This is a genomic window from Arthrobacter sp. efr-133-R2A-120 (assembly GCF_030209835.1).
In the GTDB taxonomy this organism is placed as follows: Bacteria; Actinomycetota; Actinomycetes; order Actinomycetales; family Micrococcaceae; genus Arthrobacter.
Genome location: NZ_JARVRF010000015.1, coordinates 23,128 through 38,426 on the forward strand (window position 1 = coordinate 23,128; position 15,299 = coordinate 38,426).

At 63.3% G+C, this 15,299-nt stretch carries 15 protein-coding genes; 10 read left to right on the plus strand and 5 right to left on the minus strand.

What is annotated here, in order from left to right:
* Nucleotides 1–18: 18 nt before the first annotated feature.
* From QRN52_RS09410 to QRN52_RS09430, 5 genes are all read left to right on the plus strand, one after another.
* Nucleotides 19–1,038: a branched-chain amino acid ABC transporter permease gene (locus QRN52_RS09410; protein WP_284752464.1), complete on the plus strand. Its 1,020-nt coding sequence runs from the start codon at nt 19–21 to the stop codon at nt 1,036–1,038.
* Nucleotides 1,035–2,234, plus strand: coding sequence for a branched-chain amino acid ABC transporter permease (locus QRN52_RS09415; protein WP_284752465.1), 1,200 nt, complete (start codon nt 1,035–1,037; stop codon nt 2,232–2,234). Before QRN52_RS09410 ends, QRN52_RS09415 begins: the two co-directional genes overlap by 4 nt.
* Nucleotides 2,231–3,118, plus strand: a complete 888-nt coding sequence (locus QRN52_RS09420; RefSeq protein WP_284752466.1) for an ABC transporter ATP-binding protein — start codon at nt 2,231–2,233, stop codon at nt 3,116–3,118. Before QRN52_RS09415 ends, QRN52_RS09420 begins: the two co-directional genes overlap by 4 nt.
* Nucleotides 3,105–3,818 carry an ABC transporter ATP-binding protein gene (locus tag QRN52_RS09425; RefSeq protein ID WP_284752467.1) on the plus strand — a complete coding sequence of 238 codons (714 nt, stop codon included), beginning with the start codon at nt 3,105–3,107 and terminating at the stop codon, nt 3,816–3,818. Before QRN52_RS09420 ends, QRN52_RS09425 begins: the two co-directional genes overlap by 14 nt.
* A gap of 132 nt (nt 3,819–3,950) precedes the next feature.
* Nucleotides 3,951–4,862 carry a Bax inhibitor-1/YccA family protein gene (locus QRN52_RS09430; protein ID WP_284752468.1) on the plus strand — a complete coding sequence of 304 codons (912 nt, stop codon included), beginning with the start codon at nt 3,951–3,953 and terminating at the stop codon, nt 4,860–4,862.
* Nucleotides 4,863–4,944: 82 nt separating this feature from the next.
* On the opposite strand, the gene QRN52_RS09435 is transcribed toward QRN52_RS09430, so the two are convergent.
* The 3 genes from QRN52_RS09435 to galT are packed head-to-tail and all read right to left on the minus strand — an operon-like array spanning nt 4,945 to nt 8,536.
* Entirely contained in the window at nt 4,945–6,183 is a 1,239-nt protein-coding gene (locus tag QRN52_RS09435; protein WP_284752469.1) for an acetyl-CoA C-acetyltransferase, read from the minus strand.
* A 53-nt stretch (nt 6,184–6,236) separates the two neighbouring features.
* Nucleotides 6,237–7,406 (minus strand): galactokinase, encoded by a 1,170-nt coding sequence (gene galK, locus QRN52_RS09440; RefSeq protein WP_284752470.1) that lies wholly within the window; start codon nt 7,404–7,406, stop codon nt 6,237–6,239.
* Nucleotides 7,403–8,536 carry a galactose-1-phosphate uridylyltransferase gene (gene galT / locus QRN52_RS09445; RefSeq protein WP_284752471.1) on the minus strand — a complete coding sequence of 378 codons (1,134 nt, stop codon included), beginning with the start codon at nt 8,534–8,536 and terminating at the stop codon, nt 7,403–7,405. Before galT ends, galK begins: the two co-directional genes overlap by 4 nt.
* 102 nt (nt 8,537–8,638) lie before the next feature.
* Between galT and QRN52_RS09450 the strand changes: the two genes are divergently transcribed.
* The 4 genes from QRN52_RS09450 to QRN52_RS09465 are packed head-to-tail and all read left to right on the plus strand — an operon-like array spanning nt 8,639 to nt 12,844.
* Nucleotides 8,639–9,589 (plus strand): aldose 1-epimerase family protein, encoded by a 951-nt coding sequence (locus QRN52_RS09450; RefSeq protein WP_284752472.1) that lies wholly within the window; start codon nt 8,639–8,641, stop codon nt 9,587–9,589.
* Between the two features lie 41 nt (nt 9,590–9,630).
* Complete coding sequence (locus QRN52_RS09455; protein WP_284752473.1) at nt 9,631–10,959, plus strand: AI-2E family transporter; 1,329 nt, start codon at nt 9,631–9,633, stop codon at nt 10,957–10,959.
* A gap of 3 nt (nt 10,960–10,962) precedes the next feature.
* Nucleotides 10,963–12,201, plus strand: coding sequence for a threonine ammonia-lyase (ilvA, locus tag QRN52_RS09460; RefSeq protein WP_284752474.1), 1,239 nt, complete (start codon nt 10,963–10,965; stop codon nt 12,199–12,201).
* Between the two features lie 13 nt (nt 12,202–12,214).
* Nucleotides 12,215–12,844, plus strand: a complete 630-nt coding sequence (locus QRN52_RS09465; RefSeq protein ID WP_284752475.1) for a rhomboid family intramembrane serine protease — start codon at nt 12,215–12,217, stop codon at nt 12,842–12,844.
* A gap of 261 nt (nt 12,845–13,105) precedes the next feature.
* Here the strand turns inward: QRN52_RS09465 and greA are convergent, their stop codons facing one another.
* Together greA and QRN52_RS09475 are read right to left on the minus strand one after the other, a co-directional pair.
* The gene (gene greA, locus QRN52_RS09470) at nt 13,106–13,600 is read right to left on the minus strand and encodes a transcription elongation factor GreA (RefSeq protein WP_184736437.1); all 495 of its coding nucleotides are present in this window, start codon (nt 13,598–13,600) and stop codon (nt 13,106–13,108) included.
* A 153-nt stretch (nt 13,601–13,753) separates the two neighbouring features.
* The gene (locus QRN52_RS09475; protein ID WP_284752476.1) at nt 13,754–14,212 is read right to left on the minus strand and encodes a DUF4307 domain-containing protein; all 459 of its coding nucleotides are present in this window, start codon (nt 14,210–14,212) and stop codon (nt 13,754–13,756) included.
* A 129-nt stretch (nt 14,213–14,341) separates the two neighbouring features.
* Here QRN52_RS09475 and mca point away from each other — a divergent pair, with 129 nt between their 5' ends.
* Nucleotides 14,342–15,247 (plus strand): mycothiol conjugate amidase Mca, encoded by a 906-nt coding sequence (gene mca, locus QRN52_RS09480; RefSeq protein ID WP_284752569.1) that lies wholly within the window; start codon nt 14,342–14,344, stop codon nt 15,245–15,247.
* Nucleotides 15,248–15,299: the final 52 nt, after the last annotated feature.

The following is a 15,299-nucleotide window of genomic DNA, read 5'->3' on the forward strand; positions in this document are numbered from 1 at the left end:
ATTACATCAGGAAGTGCCATGATCAGTGAAGTAATTCCCACTCTGCTCCACTCGGTTCCCGTGGACGACACGTGGATCACCTTCGACGTAAACTCATTTACCCAGAACTTCTGGAGTTCCACCTTTGACGGGCTGACCTTCGGGGCTATTTACGCTTTGGTTGCCCTCGGATATACCCTCGTCTACGGCGTTCTCAACCTCATCAACTTTGCCCACTCCGAAGTGTTCATCACGGGCTGTTACGGAGTGTTCTTTACCCTCAGCGCCCTCAATTTCGGCCCCTCTGCTCCGCGGCTGGGTTTCTGGGCCATCGTGGGAAACCTTGTCCTCGCCCTCATCGTCGCCATTATCGCCTCGGCCTTGATGGCAGTGATCGTGGAACGGGTGGCTTATAAACCTTTGCGCCAGCGCAAGGCGCCTCGCCTGGCATTCCTGATTACCGCCATCGGTGTTTCCTTCGCCATTCAGTACACCATCTACTGGTGGCGCGGACCGAGCCCGGAAGCTGCGCTGACGATGTTCCGGCCGCTCGCAATTTTCGACGTCTTCGGAACCATCGTCGATTCGCAGCAGGTGGTTATTGTCATCGCCGCGATCATCCTCATGATCGCCACCGATCAGTTCATTAGGCGGTCGCGGACCGGCCGAGGCATCCGTGCCGTGGCACAGGACCCGGATACCGCAACCTTGATGGGTGTCAACAAGGAAAAGATCATCGTGACCACCTTTATCATCGGCGGTATCTTGGCCGGAGCGGCTGCTTTGTTCTACGTCATGAAGATCCCGTCCGGCGTGCAATACAACGGCGGATTCATCCTCGGCGTCAAAGCCTTCGCCGCCGCCGTCCTCGGAGGCATCGGCAATGTGCGCGGTGCTTTGCTGGGCGGCCTGCTGATCGGTTTGATTGGCAACTATGGCCAGGTGCTCCTGGGGAGTTCCCAATGGACGGACGTTGTCGCGTTCGTGGTCCTGGTGTTGGTATTGATTGTGCGACCCGAGGGTGTCTTGGGTAGCTCGCTTGGAAAGAGTAAGGCATGAGCACAACAGACGGCCCCACACTTATTCCCGATGATGCCTCAGCACAGGAGATTGCCGACCGCGAAGCCAGGATGCGGCGCCGCAAAGGCTGGTTCCCGGGGCTCAGCGACAAATGGAATGCGCTCCCGCGCCAAACACAATGGCTGATCCTGATCGTCGTCGTTGTCATTGCCTATTTGCTTCCCATCCTCAATCCGCCGTTGATCACGACGGAACCGGGAAACAATTGGCAAATCGCACTCGCGCAAATGTCTGTTTATGCCCTGGTGGCTGTTGGCTTGAACGTGGTGGTCGGCTATGCGGGCCTCCTCGACTTGGGCTATGTGGCATTCTTTGCCCTGGGTTCCTACACGGCTGCAATGTTTACCAGCCCGGATTCGCCGTATGTGCACATTCCCTACCTGTGGACGCTGCCGCTGGCGATGGCTGTCGCCATGTTCTTTGGCGTGGTCCTGGGTGTGCCTACGCTTCGCCTCCGCGGCGACTACTTGGCTATCGTCACGCTCGGCTTCGGTGAGATCGTTCGCATCCTGGCCACTATCATTCCGGCGATGAAAGGCCAGGTTGGCTTCCAGAACGTTGGCCACCCTCCGGGAACGGATTCGAGCGGGCAAACAATCTTCCAGAACTCGAACGGAACCCCCTGGTACTGGCTTACGCTGACTATCATCATCCTCGTCCTCCTGGCCGCCGGGAACCTCGAGCGCAGCCGGGTGGGGCGCGCGTGGATTGCCATCCGCGAGGATGAAGACGCCGCGGAAATCATGGGCGTGCCCACATTCAAGTACAAGGTGTGGGCGTTTGCGATCGGTGCTTCTGTAGGCGGACTCTCGGGTGCCTTGTTTGCCGGCCAAGTGGGCTTTGTGAACAACCAGAAGTTTGACATCGCCACATCCATCTTGTTCGTCGCGGCTGTTGTCATGGGTGGCACTGGAAACAAGGTCGGGGCGATTCTTGGCGGCGCGTTGGTGGCATATATTCCACTCCGTTTCACCGCGATTGCCGAGTTCAAGTATCTGATCTTCGGCGCGGCGCTGGTTGTCATCATGATTTTCCGCCCCGGTGGCCTTCTCCCGGCACGCCAGAGCCTCCTCGCATACGGACGCTTGGCTTACAACAAACTCAAGGGCGCCCTGGGCGACATTCCTGCTTCGGGCAAAGTCGTTCTGGAACCGGGAAAGGGGGCTGACAAGTGAGCGAAGCGATCGAACCGGATATTGATGTAGAGGCACTCAAGGAACAAGGCGTGGACCTCGAGGTCGCCGAGAAGGTGGCCCCCGAAAGGGACATCGTCACCAAAGTGGGCGAAGCCTTGGTCCAGGTCCAAGACCTGACGATCAAATTCGGTGGCCTGACGGCTTTGGACAATGTCACGTTCGATATCAACCGAGGCGAAATCCTCGGTTTGATCGGCCCTAACGGTGCCGGCAAAACCACGTGTTTCAATGCCATGACGGGGGTGTACAAGCCGACGTCCGGAAAGGTCTTGCTGGAAGGACAACTGCTCAACGGGTTGCCGCAGCACCGGATCACCAGGCGGGGCTTGGCGAGGACATTCCAGAACATCCGCCTTTTTGGCGAGATGACAGCTTTGGAAAACGTCGTTGTTGGTCTCGATGCCCGCCACCGCACGAGTGTGGGCGGGGCACTCCTGCGTCTGCCCACCCACGTCCGGGAAGAGAAAACCGCCATTGAACGCGGCATGGCATTGCTTGAGTTCGTTGGCATCGCTGATCACGCACATTTCCTGTCGCGGCACCTTCCATATGGGTATCAGCGTCGCCTCGAAATCGCGCGGGCATTGGCTACCGACCCGAAGGTCCTGTGCCTGGACGAGCCCGCCGCCGGGTTCAATCCCGCGGAAAAAGAAGAACTCATGGCCTTGATCCGGACCATCCGTGACGACGGCTACACGGTTCTGCTGATTGAGCACGACATGAAGTTGGTGATGGGCGTGACCGACCGGATTGTGGTCCTGGAGTTCGGGAAAAAGATTGCGGATGCGTTGCCCAAGATTATTCGCGATGACCCGAAAGTTATTTCCGCCTATCTCGGGGAGCCTGAAGATGACCTTGCTTGAGCTGAAGAACATATCCGTCCACTACGGCCGGATCCAGGCAATTTCCGATATGTCATTCAGCGTGGAAGAGGGCGAAATCGTCTCGCTCATCGGCGCCAATGGTGCCGGCAAGACCACCACCATGAGGACCATCTCCGGATTGCTGGCTCCCTCGGCCGGCTCCATCACCTTCGCCGGCCAGGACATCACCAGGATGAAGGCGCACATCCGCGTCGTCCAAGGTATTTCGCAAGCGCCGGAGGGGCGGGGAATCTTCCCTGGCATGACGGTGGAGGAGAACCTTGACATGGGTTCCTACGGCCGCAAGGACCGGACCAAGGTGGCAGAAGACTTGGAACGTGTCTTCGACCTGTTTCCACGGTTGAAGGAGCGTATCAAGCAGTTTGGCGGCACCATGAGCGGTGGCGAACAACAGATGCTCGCGATCGGCCGGGCGCTGATGTCCAATCCCAAGCTGTTGCTTCTGGACGAACCTTCCATGGGGCTTGCTCCGCAGTTCATCCGCCAGATCTTCAAGATTGTCACCGAGATCAACAACCAAGGCACCACGGTGCTTCTGGTGGAGCAAAACGCCAACCAGGCCCTCGCCCGTGCACACCGTGCTTTTGTCCTTGAAACCGGGTCAATTACGCACAGGGGCACCGGCAAGGAACTGCTCGCCAACCCGGCGGTCAAGGAAGCGTACCTCGGCGTCGGATAGCCGCACATGCCGGCACCCTCACAACAAGCAGGGTGCCGGCATCGACGGCGGTGGAACTTTCGGTGCGGACCAAGCGTGGGAATTGGTAGCGTGAACTATCACTTCGCACCCAAAGCAAGAAGGACACCCACCATGGCACTCGGCGGCAACCCGATCTTCAACGGAAAGAATTTCCGTGGAGCCACACAGGCTCCGCCTGTTCCAAGCTACTCCCACGGCCAGAACCAGTACGGCCAGGCTCCGGGCGGCGTCCCCGGCCAGAACCAGTACGGCCAGCCCGCCTGGGCGGCACAACCGCAGATGACCAGCGATCAGCTGCAGCAGATGTACAACCAGCCCGCAGCCGGTCCGGCCGAGACCGGCCGCATGACGTTCGACGACGTCATCGTCAAGACTGCGGCCTGCCTCGCGGTGCTGTTGCTCGGCGCAGCTGTCACGTTGTTCGTTGCTCCCGGCACGGCAAGCCTCCTCATGGTTGTCGGTGCGCTGGGCGGTTTCGCCTTGGGCATGGTCAACTCTTTCAAGAAGCAGCCGTCCCCGGCACTGATCCTGACTTACGCCGGCCTTGAGGGCTTGTTCCTCGGAGGCCTGACCCGCCTTCTGGATGGCATGTTCCCAGGCGTTGGCCTGCAGGCAGTCATCGGTACCCTCGCGGTGTTCGGCGTGACGTTGGCTCTCTTCAAGAGCGGCAAGGTGCGCGCCACGCCGAAGGCAGTGCGCTTCTTCATGATCGCCATGCTCGGCTACCTCGTCTTCGCAGTCATCAACATGGTCCTCGTGTGGACCGGCGCCGTCCAGTCGCCTTTCGGCCTGAGCAGCAGCGTGCACATTTTCGGCATCCCGTTGGGCGTTTTCATCGGCATCCTGGCTATCGGCCTGGCCGCGTTCTCACTGGTCATGGACTTCACGAGCATCGAGCAGGGTGTCCGGCAGGGCGCTCCGGAGAAATACTCCTGGACGGCCGCTTTCGGCCTGACCGTCACGCTCGTGTGGCTGTACGTGGAGATCATCCGCCTGCTGGCGATCCTGCGCGGCGACGACTAGCCTCCCCGGGTTTATGCAGCGTAGTGCCCCTGAAGATCCGTCTTCAGGGGCACTACGGGTATACAGACCCTTTTCGGGGGGCCTAAGACAGCCGCTCGAAGACAACCGCCATGCCCTGCCCACCACCGACACACAGCGTCGCCAATCCCAAGGTGCCGTCCCGTTCGCGGAGGCCATTGAGCAAGGTGGTGGTCATGCGGGCGCCCGTCATGCCAAAGGGGTGCCCAAGGGCGATGGCGCCGCCATGGACGTTGAGCTTCTCCGGATCGATGCCGAGTTCACGGGCGCTCGCCACCACCTGGACGGCGAATGCCTCGTTGAGTTCCACGAGGTCAATGTCTGCCATGCTCAGCCCCGCCAAGGCCAACGCCCGGCGCGATGACTCCACCGGTCCCATGCCCATGAGTTCCGGGGAAAGGGCGCTGACGCCTGTAGAGACGATGCGTGCCAGCGGCTCGAGGCCAAGTTCCCGGGCCCTGAAATCGCTCATGACCACCACGGCGGCGGCGCCATCGTTGAGCGGGCATGCGTTGCCTGCAGTCACTGTCCCTTCCTTGCGGAAGACCGGTTCCAAGGCGCTGACGGCTTCGAGGGTGACGCCGGAGCGGGGTGAATCGTCGCGCTCGACGACGGTCCCGTCTTTGCGGGTATACGGCGTGATCTCCCGGGCGTAGAAACCGGAGGCAATGGCCGCCTCGGCACGGTTCTGGCTCTGGACCGCCCACAGATCCTGCTCAGCCCGGCTGATTCCGTGGCTCGTGGCGACGTTTTCCGCGGTCTGTCCCATCGCGATGTAGACGTCCGGCATCCGTCCACCCATGCGGGGATCCGTCCATGGGGTGTTGGACGCGGCCCGGGCGGCCGTGCGGGCACGCGCGGCTTCAAACAGGGGGTTGTGCAGGCTGGTGTCCGTTTCCCCTGCCCCGACCCAGTTCTGGTAGCGGGACACCGACTCGACCCCCGCCGAGACGAAGGCATGGCCTTCCCCGGAGCTGATGGCGTGGAAGGCCATCCGCAGGGTCTGCAGGCTCGAGGCGCAGAAGCGGTTGATGGTGGCCGCGGGGACGGTGTCCAGGCCGGCCAGGACGGTCACCACCCGGGCCATGTTCGAACCGGCTTCGCCGCTGGGCTCGGCGCAGCCAAGGTAGAGGTCATCGAGCCCGCGGCCGTCCAGTGCTCCTGGATCGAAAGCCGGAATCTTCGCCAGCGCGGCAGTCACCATGGCCGCCGCGAGGTCGTCAGGACGTTCGTCCTTGAGGGACCCTTTGAAGGCCCGTCCAATCGGGCTTCTGGCGGTGGAAACGATGACGGCCTCAGTCATGCCCCCAGCTTACGCCGGGGCCAGCTCGCCGGAAGGCGGCGGATGCGCGGACCTCAGGCGAGGCGTGTGGCCCCGGCGGCCGGGGTCACGGTGAAGATGTCCGGCGTCGTGAAACCGGCAGCCTCGAAGGCGCGTACGACGGCGTCACGCACCTCCTGCTCGTGGCCCACCGGGGTGAGGGCGATAGCCGAGCCGCCGAAGCCGCCGCCCGTCATCCGGGCGCCGATGGCGCCGTGGGCGCGGGAGGTTTCCACCGCGAGATCCAGTTCCGGGCAGGAGATCTCGAAGTCATCGCGCATGGACGCATGGCTCGCATCGAGGAGCCTGCCGATGTGGGCGGGTCCCTCCGTGGTGAGGCGTTCCACGGTCTGCAGCACGCGGTCGTTCTCGGTGACGATGTGCCGGACTCGCCGGAAAGTGGTGCTGTCCAGGAGTCCGCTGGCTTCCTCCAGGTCGCCGATGCCGACGTCGCGGAGGGCCGGGACCCCCAGTACTTGGGCGCCGAGTTCGCAGGAAGCCCGACGGGAGGCATAGCCGCCATCCGCATGCGAATGGGAGACCTTGGTGTCGATGACCAGCAGCACGAGGCCGGCTTCCTGGGCGTCGAAGGGGACCAGTTGTACGCTCTGATCGCGGCAGTCCAGGAAGACGGCATGGCCCTTTGATCCACGAAGCGACGCCGACTGGTCCATGATTCCGGTGGGGGCGCCCACGAAGTCGTTTTCGGCCCTCTGGGTTGCGAGGACCATGTCTTCGGCGCCCAGTCCCGCACCCGTCAGTTCGTTGAGGGCCGAGATGACGGCGCATTCGATGGCGTGCGAGGAGGACAGCCCCGCGCCAAGGGGGACATCCGAATCCATGAGGAGATCGAAGCCCGGGACAAGGATGCCCCGCTGTTGCAGGGCCCAGGCCACGCCGAGCGGATACTTCGTCCAGCCCTTGGCTTCATCCGGAACCAACATGTCCACGTCGGCCTCGACCAGGCCCTGCCCGCCGAAAGTGGACAGCAGGCGGACGCGCGAATCATGGCGGATCCGGACTGCAACCTTCGCGGTCTTGTCGATCGCGAATGGCAACACGAAACCCTCGTTGTAATCGGTGTGCTCGCCGATCAGGTTCACGCGTCCCGGTGCCTGCCACACGCCGTCGGGGGCTGAACCGAAAGTCGACTCGAAAAGCCCGGAGAGGACGCTCAGGGCGGGGGCGTCGGGAGTGGAGGTCATGCTTGGGCCCCTTCTGGAATAGCGCGCTGCGAATCGCTGGCGACTGCGCGCAGCCGTTCTGCTACGGATTCGGGCGTGGTGTCGTTGATGAAAGCTCCCATGGCGGCCTCGGAACCGGCAAGGTACTTGAGCTTGTCAGCGGCGCGGCGCGGGGAGGTGAGTTGCAGGTGCAGGTGGCCGGACGGCCTCAAGACGGGATCCAGGGGTGCCTGGTGCCAAGCGGAAATGTACGGCGTGGGAGTTGGATACAGGGCATCCATGCGCTTGAGCAACTCAAGGTAAACGCTGGCTAGCTCGTCGCGTTCTTCGCCACTCAAAGCGGCGAGGTCCGGAACTTGCCGATGGGGGACGAGGTGGACCTCCAGCGGCCAGCGGGCGGCGAACGGCACGTAGGCGCTGAAATGCTCGGCTTCGAGCACCATGCGGCTCCCGTCCAAGCGCTCGGCCTTGAGGATCGAGGATGTCAGCGATTCCCGGCCCTTGGAGTCGTCGAAGTACCGGCCGGCGGCGGCGCCAAGGCTTGCCGCCCTCGGCGTGACGTAGGGGTAGGCATAGATCTGTCCGTGCGGGTGGTGGAGCGTTACCCCGATGTCCGCACCCCGGTTTTCGAACGGAAACACCTGCTGGATTCCAGGGAGCGCGCTGAGCGCCTTGGTCCTGTGCGCCCAGGCTTCAATGACCGTGCGTGCCCTGGTTTCGCCAAGCTCGGCGAAGGATCCGGTGTGGCTGGGCGTGAAGGAGACAACTTCGCAGCGGCCGTAGGCCGGGCCTGAGGTTCCCCAGGCGGGCATGCCGGGGATCGTGCCGACGGCCGGCCCGAGTGAGGGGAAGCGGTTCTCGAAGACCACGACGTCGTAGTCCGGCGCCGGGATTTCGGAAGGGTTCGCGGGCGTGGTGGGGCAGATCGGACATTGGTCCGCAGGTGGCAGATGGGTGCGGCTTTGGCGGTGTGCCGCGACGGCGACCCATTCGCCGCTCAACGCGTCGTAGCGCACCTCGCCCGGATCGGCGCGCGGCGGCAGCTCACGGTGATCCGTCAGCGAGCCGGGATCGCGCTCCGGCGAGCCGGCGTCGTCGAAATAGATCAGCTCCCGGCCATCGGCGAGGCGTGTGCTGGTAAGGCGAGTCATGGATTTATGGTGCCACAGAGTGCTCAAAAAGGCAAAATATCTAACAAAAAAGAACATTAAGGGTGGAGTCAAGCAACACTCGGGATGCAGTACGGTGGTGCCATGCCTCCCACAACACCGTCCTCCGCACCGGGCGAAGAGACCGTATCCCGCCGCTTTGCCAGCGGACGCCAATTCGAGATCCGCCGCGGCGACGCGCTCGCCGTCGTCACCGAACTCGCTGCGGGCCTGCGGTTGTTCAGCCGCGACGGCGTCCAGCTCACCGAGAGCTACGGCGACGGGCAACTACCACCGGGCGCCACCGGGATTACCTTGGCCCCGTGGGCCAACCGGATCGAGGACGGGATCTGGTACCTCGACGGCAAGAAGCAGCAATTGGACATCACCGAGGTGTCCCGCAACAACGCGAGCCACGGGCTCCTGCGCAACTCCTCCTACGGCCTCGTGGCGGAAGACGAGTTTTCCGTGACCCTCGAAGCCGTGATCTTCCCACAGCATGGCTACCCCTTCCTGGCCCGGCACCAGGTACGGTACGAGATCGACGCCGGGCTCGCGCTGCGGGTCTCCCAGAGTTTCATCAATGATTCGGCGGCCCCCGCGCCCTTCGTGCTCGGGGCGCACCCATACTTGCGCGTGGGGGACGTTCCGCCGGAAGAGATGGTCCTGACTGTCCAGGCCGGCACAAGGCTCCTGGCTGACGAGCGGCTGATCCCGCGTAGTTCGGTGCCCGTCGACGGTGATTTTGATCTCGGTGGCGGCCGGAGTGTGGGCGGTTTGGATATCGATGTGGCGTTCACGGACCTGCAGTTCGACGGCGGCATCGCCCGCCAAACGCTGTCGGCGCCGGATGGCCGGAGCGTCTCCCTGGAGCAGGACGAAAACTGCGCCTACGTCCATGTCTTCGTCACGGATACTTTTCCGGGCCGCTCGAAAGCCGTCGCGATCGAGCCCATGACCGGTCCGGCGAACGCCTTCAACTCGGGGGAGGGCCTCCGGTGGCTTGAACCGGGGGAGACCTTCACCATGAGGTGGGGAATCGTGGGCGCGCTGTAGATGGGTTTCCCATCCGGCAGTCCCTGCGGAATTATGGGGGAATGACGCCAGCACACGACGCCACGCCATCAAGTGACCCCGTTTCGGCCGCGCCCCGCCCGGTGTCGGAGCATCACATCGCGCAGGACATTCCGTACGGAGTCCGGATTGCTGCTGCTTGGTCCTGGCGGGTGGGGCTCATCATGGTGGTTGTGGGAGCCCTCATCTGGTTGTTGGGGAAGGTCAGCTTCCTGATCATCCCCCTCATGATCGCCTCCCTCCTGGCCGGCCTGCTCTACCCCGTCACGGAGTGGCTCAGGAAGCTCAAGATGCCGCAAGGGGCGGCCGTCGCCATCACGGTGGTGGGGTTCCTCGGGGTCATTACGGGAGCCCTGGCGTTGGTGGGACGGCAACTTGCGGTGGGATTCGGCGAGCTGTGGCAGGAGGCGCTTACGGGCGTCCAGCAAATCCAGGGGTGGCTCGCTGACGGGCCGTTGCATCTGACCGCGGACCAGATCGACACCTACATCCAGAGCGCCACCTCGGCCCTGCAGAACAACAGCAGCAGCATCCTCAGCGGTGCCCTGTCATTTGGTAGTACCGCCGGGCATTTTGCCGCGGGCATGGTCCTGGCCCTCTTTATCCTGATCTTCTTCCTTCTCGAGGGGTCCAGGATCTGGCGGTTCATTGTCGGGCTCCTGCCCCGGACTGCACGCCCGGCGGCTTACGGCGCGGGCAAGCGCGGATGGTCGTCCATGGTCAGCTACGTGCGCATCCAGATGTTCGTGGCGTTCGTGGACGCGGTGGGGATCGGCGTCGGCGCAGCGATTATCCAAGTTCCCCTCGCCTTGCCCCTGGGTGTCCTCGTGTTCATCGGTTCATTCATCCCCGTGGTTGGTGCCCTCGTGACGGGAGCTATCGCAGTGCTCCTGGCCTTGGTAGCCAATGGTCCCGTCAACGCGCTCGTCATGTTGGCCATCGTGCTGTTCGTGCAGCAGCTCGAAAGCCATATCCTCCAGCCGCTCATCATGGGCAAAGCCGTATCGCTGCACCCTGTCGCCGTGATCTTGTCGGTCGCAGCCGGTTCCTACCTGGCCGGAATACCGGGAGCGCTCTTTGCCGTCCCGCTCCTGGCCGTAGCAAATACGGCGGTTCGCTATATTGCCGCGCGGACGTGGGAACATGATGAAGGACTGATGACGGCGTACGCCGGCGCAGGGATTGCACCACCGGACTCCGATGAGGAACCAATCACCATCGAGGAAATCCACCGTCCCGGCGCCAACGCGGGCGCACGGTCCAACAGCGGCGAAGATGCCGCAGGTCAGCACGCGGCTGCGGAACGGACATTCGCCAAGGATGCCGCAGAGCACACCAACAAAGGAGAATAACCCGTGAATACCCTCGATACCCTGCCCGTCACCCTGGACGATGTCCTTAAGGCGCGGGAGCTGCTCGAGGGCATTATTACCAAGACCCCCATCGAGTCCTCGCGGGCCCTGGGAGCGATGGTAGGCGGAGAGGTCTTCTTCAAATGCGAGAACCTCCAACGGGCAGGTTCCTTCAAGGTCCGTGGTGCCTACGTGCGGATGGCACGCCTTTCTCCCGAGGAGAAGAAGCGCGGCGTGGTCGCGGCTTCGGCCGGCAACCACGCACAAGGCGTTGCGGTGGCGGCTAAAAGCCTGGGAATCAAGGCACGCATCTACATGCCGCTCGGTGTAGCGCTTCCGAAGCTTGCCGCGACCCGCAGCCACGGAGCCGAAGTTGTCCTGCACGGACACAACGTCGATGAGGCCCTGGCCGAGGCGCAGCGCTACGCGAACGAAACAGGCGCCGTCTTCGTCCACCCCTTCGACAACGTCGACGTCGTGGCGGGTCAGGGCACCGTCGGGCTCGAAATCCTCGACCAGGTCCCCAATGTCGACACTGTCCTGATGGGCGTCGGTGGCGGTGGCCTGCTGGCAGGAGTCGCCGTCGCAATCAAAGCGAGGGCCAGGGAACTGGGACGCGAGATCCGGATCATCGGCGTGCAGGCGGAGAATGCTGCCGCTTACCCGCCGTCGCTCGCCGCGGATGCCTTGGTGCCGCTCAAGAAGGTTTCCACCATGGCCGATGGCATCGCCGTCGGACGCCCCGGCCAGCTGCCGTTCAGCATCATCCGCGAACTCGTGGACGACGTCGTGACCGTGAGCGAAGACTCCTTGGCCCGGGCGCTCATCTTCCTGCTGGAGCGCGCCAAGATGGTGGTTGAGCCGGCCGGTGCCGTCGGCGTCGCCGCCCTCATGGACGGCAAGATCGAAAACCCTGGGACCACCGCCGTCATCCTGTCCGGCGGCAACATCGACCCCATGCTGATGCTCAAGGTGATTCAGCGCGGCCTCTCGGCGGCGGGACGCTACATGACCGTGCGCATGATGCTGGATGACCGGCCCGGTTCCTTGGCCACCATCGCCCGCATCATCGCCGAAAACGATGCCAATGTGACCGGCCTGGACCACACCCGGGTGGGCGGCGCGATCAGCATGGGCGACGTCTCCATCACCGTCAACCTCGAAACCAAAGGCCACGAGCACAGCGAGCAGGTCCTGGCCGCCCTTCGCGCCGAGGGCTTCCACCCGATCGTGGTGCACTGACGGGCTGCTGACCATGGCGCTTTACGGCAACGGGGACGGGCCGATAACGGCCAAGGAGTCACTGGCCATCCGCGCCAGGGGCGGATTGCTGTTCATGGGTGGCTTCGTGGGGCTGTTGGCGGTCATTGAGCTGGTCAACACCTTGATGTCGCACAGCCTCAACGCCATCTTCGGGCTGCGGCCGCGGAGCGTGGACGGAGTTTTCGACATCCTGACGTTTCCCTTGCTCCACGCCAATTTCGGGCATCTCCTGTCCAACGCGCTGCCGCTGGTCATCTTCGGCTTCCTGGTGTTCCTGTCCGGTCTCCGGGTGTTCCTGACGGCACTGGCGTTCAGCTGGCTAGGCTCAGGCCTTGCCGTGTGGCTCATCGGCGGGGGAGGTGTGACAGTGGGCGCTTCTGGCCTGGTTTTCGGGCTCTTCGCGTTCCTGCTGGTACGTGGCTTCTTCAACCGCAGCTGGTGGCAAATCCTGCTGTCCGTGGTGCTTTTCCTGGCTTACGGCGGCATCTTGTTCGGTGTGTTGCCCACCGTGATGGGTTTCGTCTCGTGGCAGGCTCACCTTGGCGGCGCCGTCGGGGGAGTGGTGGCCGCAGTGCTGCTGCGCCCGCGCCCCCGCCCCCGCGCCGTAGCCCAGCCCAACTGACGCCGTGGCCCAGCCCAACTGACTCGCATTTGTTGTCGTTATGAGCGCTCATAACGACAACAAATGCGAGCTAGTTGGGGGACCAAAAGCGAAACGCCGGCCCGCCCCGCGAAGGGGTGGGCCGGCGAAACGACAACACCGCATGGGGCCCCACCGCCAGGGTTCCCTGGCCGTGGGGCCCCACCGGCGAGGGTCCCTGCCTGAGCTTGCGAGGGCTGGGAGCCGGTGGGACTTGCGAGGCGAGGGTGGCGGTGGGGATTATTAGCCAGCGAACGGCTTGGCGGAGACAATCTCCACCGGGATTTCCTTGCCGTTGGGGGCGACGTAGCTGATCTTGTCGCCTTCCTTGTGGCCCATGATCGCCACGCCCAGCGGGGACTTCTCACTGAAGACGTTGAGATCGGAATCGCCGGCGATTTCGCGGGATCCGAGCAGGAAGGTCTCTTCGTCACCGGCGATGCGCGCGACGACGAGCATGCCGGGCTCGACGATTCCGTCATCGGCCGGAGCTTCGCCAACCTGGGCATCGCGCAGGAGCACGGTCAGCTGGCGGATGCGGGCCTCGATCTTGCCCTGCTCTTCCTTTGCGGCATGGTATCCGCCGTTTTCCTTGAGGTCGCCTTCCTGACGGGCGGCTTCGATCTTCTGTACGATCTCCGCACGGCCAGGGCCGGAAAGGTGGTCCAGCTCTGCCTTCAGGCGGTCAAATGCGTCCTGGGTAAGCCAAGCTGCAGGCGCGCTGTTGGTGGTCGACACGGACTTCTCCTTATGGATCTGACAAGCAAAGACCCCGCCGGTGCAGGCCACTCGTGGAACTCAGCAACCAACTCAGCGGGGTTAAGGTATTGATCCAGTGTAGTCAATCCTGTGGACAAACCCAAGCTCACTGAGTCGCGGGTCACACGTTTGTTATTTGCCGCTGTCGACAATCCAGCAGTTGTCCACGACGGCGGACACGGCCGCGGACTCGGTCCGCAGTACGGTCCTCTGGGCGGTTGTCTGGCCGCCGTCAGCGCCGTCCTTGGGGGCATTCGGGCCGATCTGGACGACTTTCCAGCCGACCACCGCGAACCCGGAGTCCATTGCCTTGATGGCACATTTGGCAGTAGCGCCGGGGTTCTTGGTGACCTGGAAATCGACCGAAAGCTGAGTGGCGTCGGTGGCGCTGTAGCCGATGTCCTTGAAAGTCACAGACGACTGCGAGGAAGAGGTGGTGACCCAAAACAAGAGCCCGATGACCCCGAGGAGGACGGCGATGACGATGTTCCGTTTGGTTTTCCCCCCGAAGGCGCGCTTTTGGCTGCCGTAGCGATTGGCTAGGCTGGTAGTTGCTGGCAGCGCCGTGCCCGATGGGTCTTCCGAAGTCACCCACCTAGTTTAGTGGGCTACCGGCGCCTCCTCGCACACAGTGGAGTCGCGCGCGTTAGAAATGCCTGATCAACACCCGGCCGTCAGCAAACCCAGAACAGCATGACCCAGAAAGAGGAACCGTACCGGATGAGCACATCCACCAGCCCCGACACGCAGCTCCGGCTGCTCGCCGTCCACGCACACCCGGACGACGAGTCAAGCAAGGGCGCGGCAACCATGGCGATGTATGCGGCTTCCGGCGTGGAGGTCATGGTGGCTACGTGCACTGACGGTTCCCGCGGGGACATCCAGAACCCGGCCATGGAGTCGGCTCCGCACCCGAAGAGGGACATGGCAGGCGCGCGCCGCTTGGAAATGAAGCAAGCTGCCGCAGTCCTGGGAATCAAGCAGCGTTGGTTGGGTTTCGTGGATTCCGGACTGCCCGACGGCGATCCGTTGCCACCCCTGCCCAGCGGCTGCTTTGCGCTTCAGCCCCTTGAGCGGGCGGCGGCACCGCTCGTCCGCTTGGTCCGCGACTTCAAGCCGCACGTCATAGTGAGCTACGACGAAAACGGCGGCTATCCGCATCCTGACCACATCATGGCCCACAAGGTTGCCGTCGAAGCCTTCCATGCTGCCGGTGACCCGGAGCGCTACCCCGGGACGGGCGAAAGCTGGGCGCCCAGCAAGCTGTACTACGACCGCGCCTTCAGCCCCGACCGTTTCCGCGCCTTGCATTTCGCCCTCGAAGAGGCAGGACTGCAATCGCCTTACGCCGAACGCTTGGCTTCCTGGCTGGAAGCCGATGCCGAAGGCCATACTCCGCCGAGGCCGATGCACCAGACCACCACGCAGGTGGATTGCGGAGACTACTTTGAGGCCCGTGACGACGCACTGAGGGCGCATCGGACGCAGATTGATCCGCTTGGCTTCTTCTTCGCTGTGTCCCCGGACATGCAGCGCAGGGCCTGGCCGTGGGAGGACTACACGCTGGTCCACTCCCGGATCCCGGCCGAACTGCCGGAAAAGGACCTGTTCGCAGGGCTAAGATAGGATCGCCGGCGATTTCTATCAAGCGTAGAAGTCGCCAACCGGCTGGAAACTC

Coding starts and splice junctions, on each gene's coding strand:
- galK (WP_284752470.1), bottom strand. CDS start 7,406: ATGACCTCCACTCCCGACGCCCCCGCCCTGAGCGTCCTCTCCGGGCTT.
- QRN52_RS09410 (WP_284752464.1), top strand. CDS start 19: ATGATCAGTGAAGTAATTCCCACTCTGCTCCACTCGGTTCCCGTGGAC.
- QRN52_RS09430 (WP_284752468.1), top strand. CDS start 3,951: ATGGCACTCGGCGGCAACCCGATCTTCAACGGAAAGAATTTCCGTGGA.
- QRN52_RS09415 (WP_284752465.1), top strand. CDS start 1,035: ATGAGCACAACAGACGGCCCCACACTTATTCCCGATGATGCCTCAGCA.
- QRN52_RS09455 (WP_284752473.1), top strand. CDS start 9,631: ATGACGCCAGCACACGACGCCACGCCATCAAGTGACCCCGTTTCGGCC.
- mca (WP_284752569.1), top strand. CDS start 14,342: ATGAGCACATCCACCAGCCCCGACACGCAGCTCCGGCTGCTCGCCGTC.
- QRN52_RS09465 (WP_284752475.1), top strand. CDS start 12,215: ATGGCGCTTTACGGCAACGGGGACGGGCCGATAACGGCCAAGGAGTCA.
- galT (WP_284752471.1), bottom strand. CDS start 8,536: ATGACTCGCCTTACCAGCACACGCCTCGCCGATGGCCGGGAGCTGATC.
- QRN52_RS09425 (WP_284752467.1), top strand. CDS start 3,105: ATGACCTTGCTTGAGCTGAAGAACATATCCGTCCACTACGGCCGGATC.
- QRN52_RS09435 (WP_284752469.1), bottom strand. CDS start 6,183: ATGACTGAGGCCGTCATCGTTTCCACCGCCAGAAGCCCGATTGGACGG.
- QRN52_RS09450 (WP_284752472.1), top strand. CDS start 8,639: ATGCCTCCCACAACACCGTCCTCCGCACCGGGCGAAGAGACCGTATCC.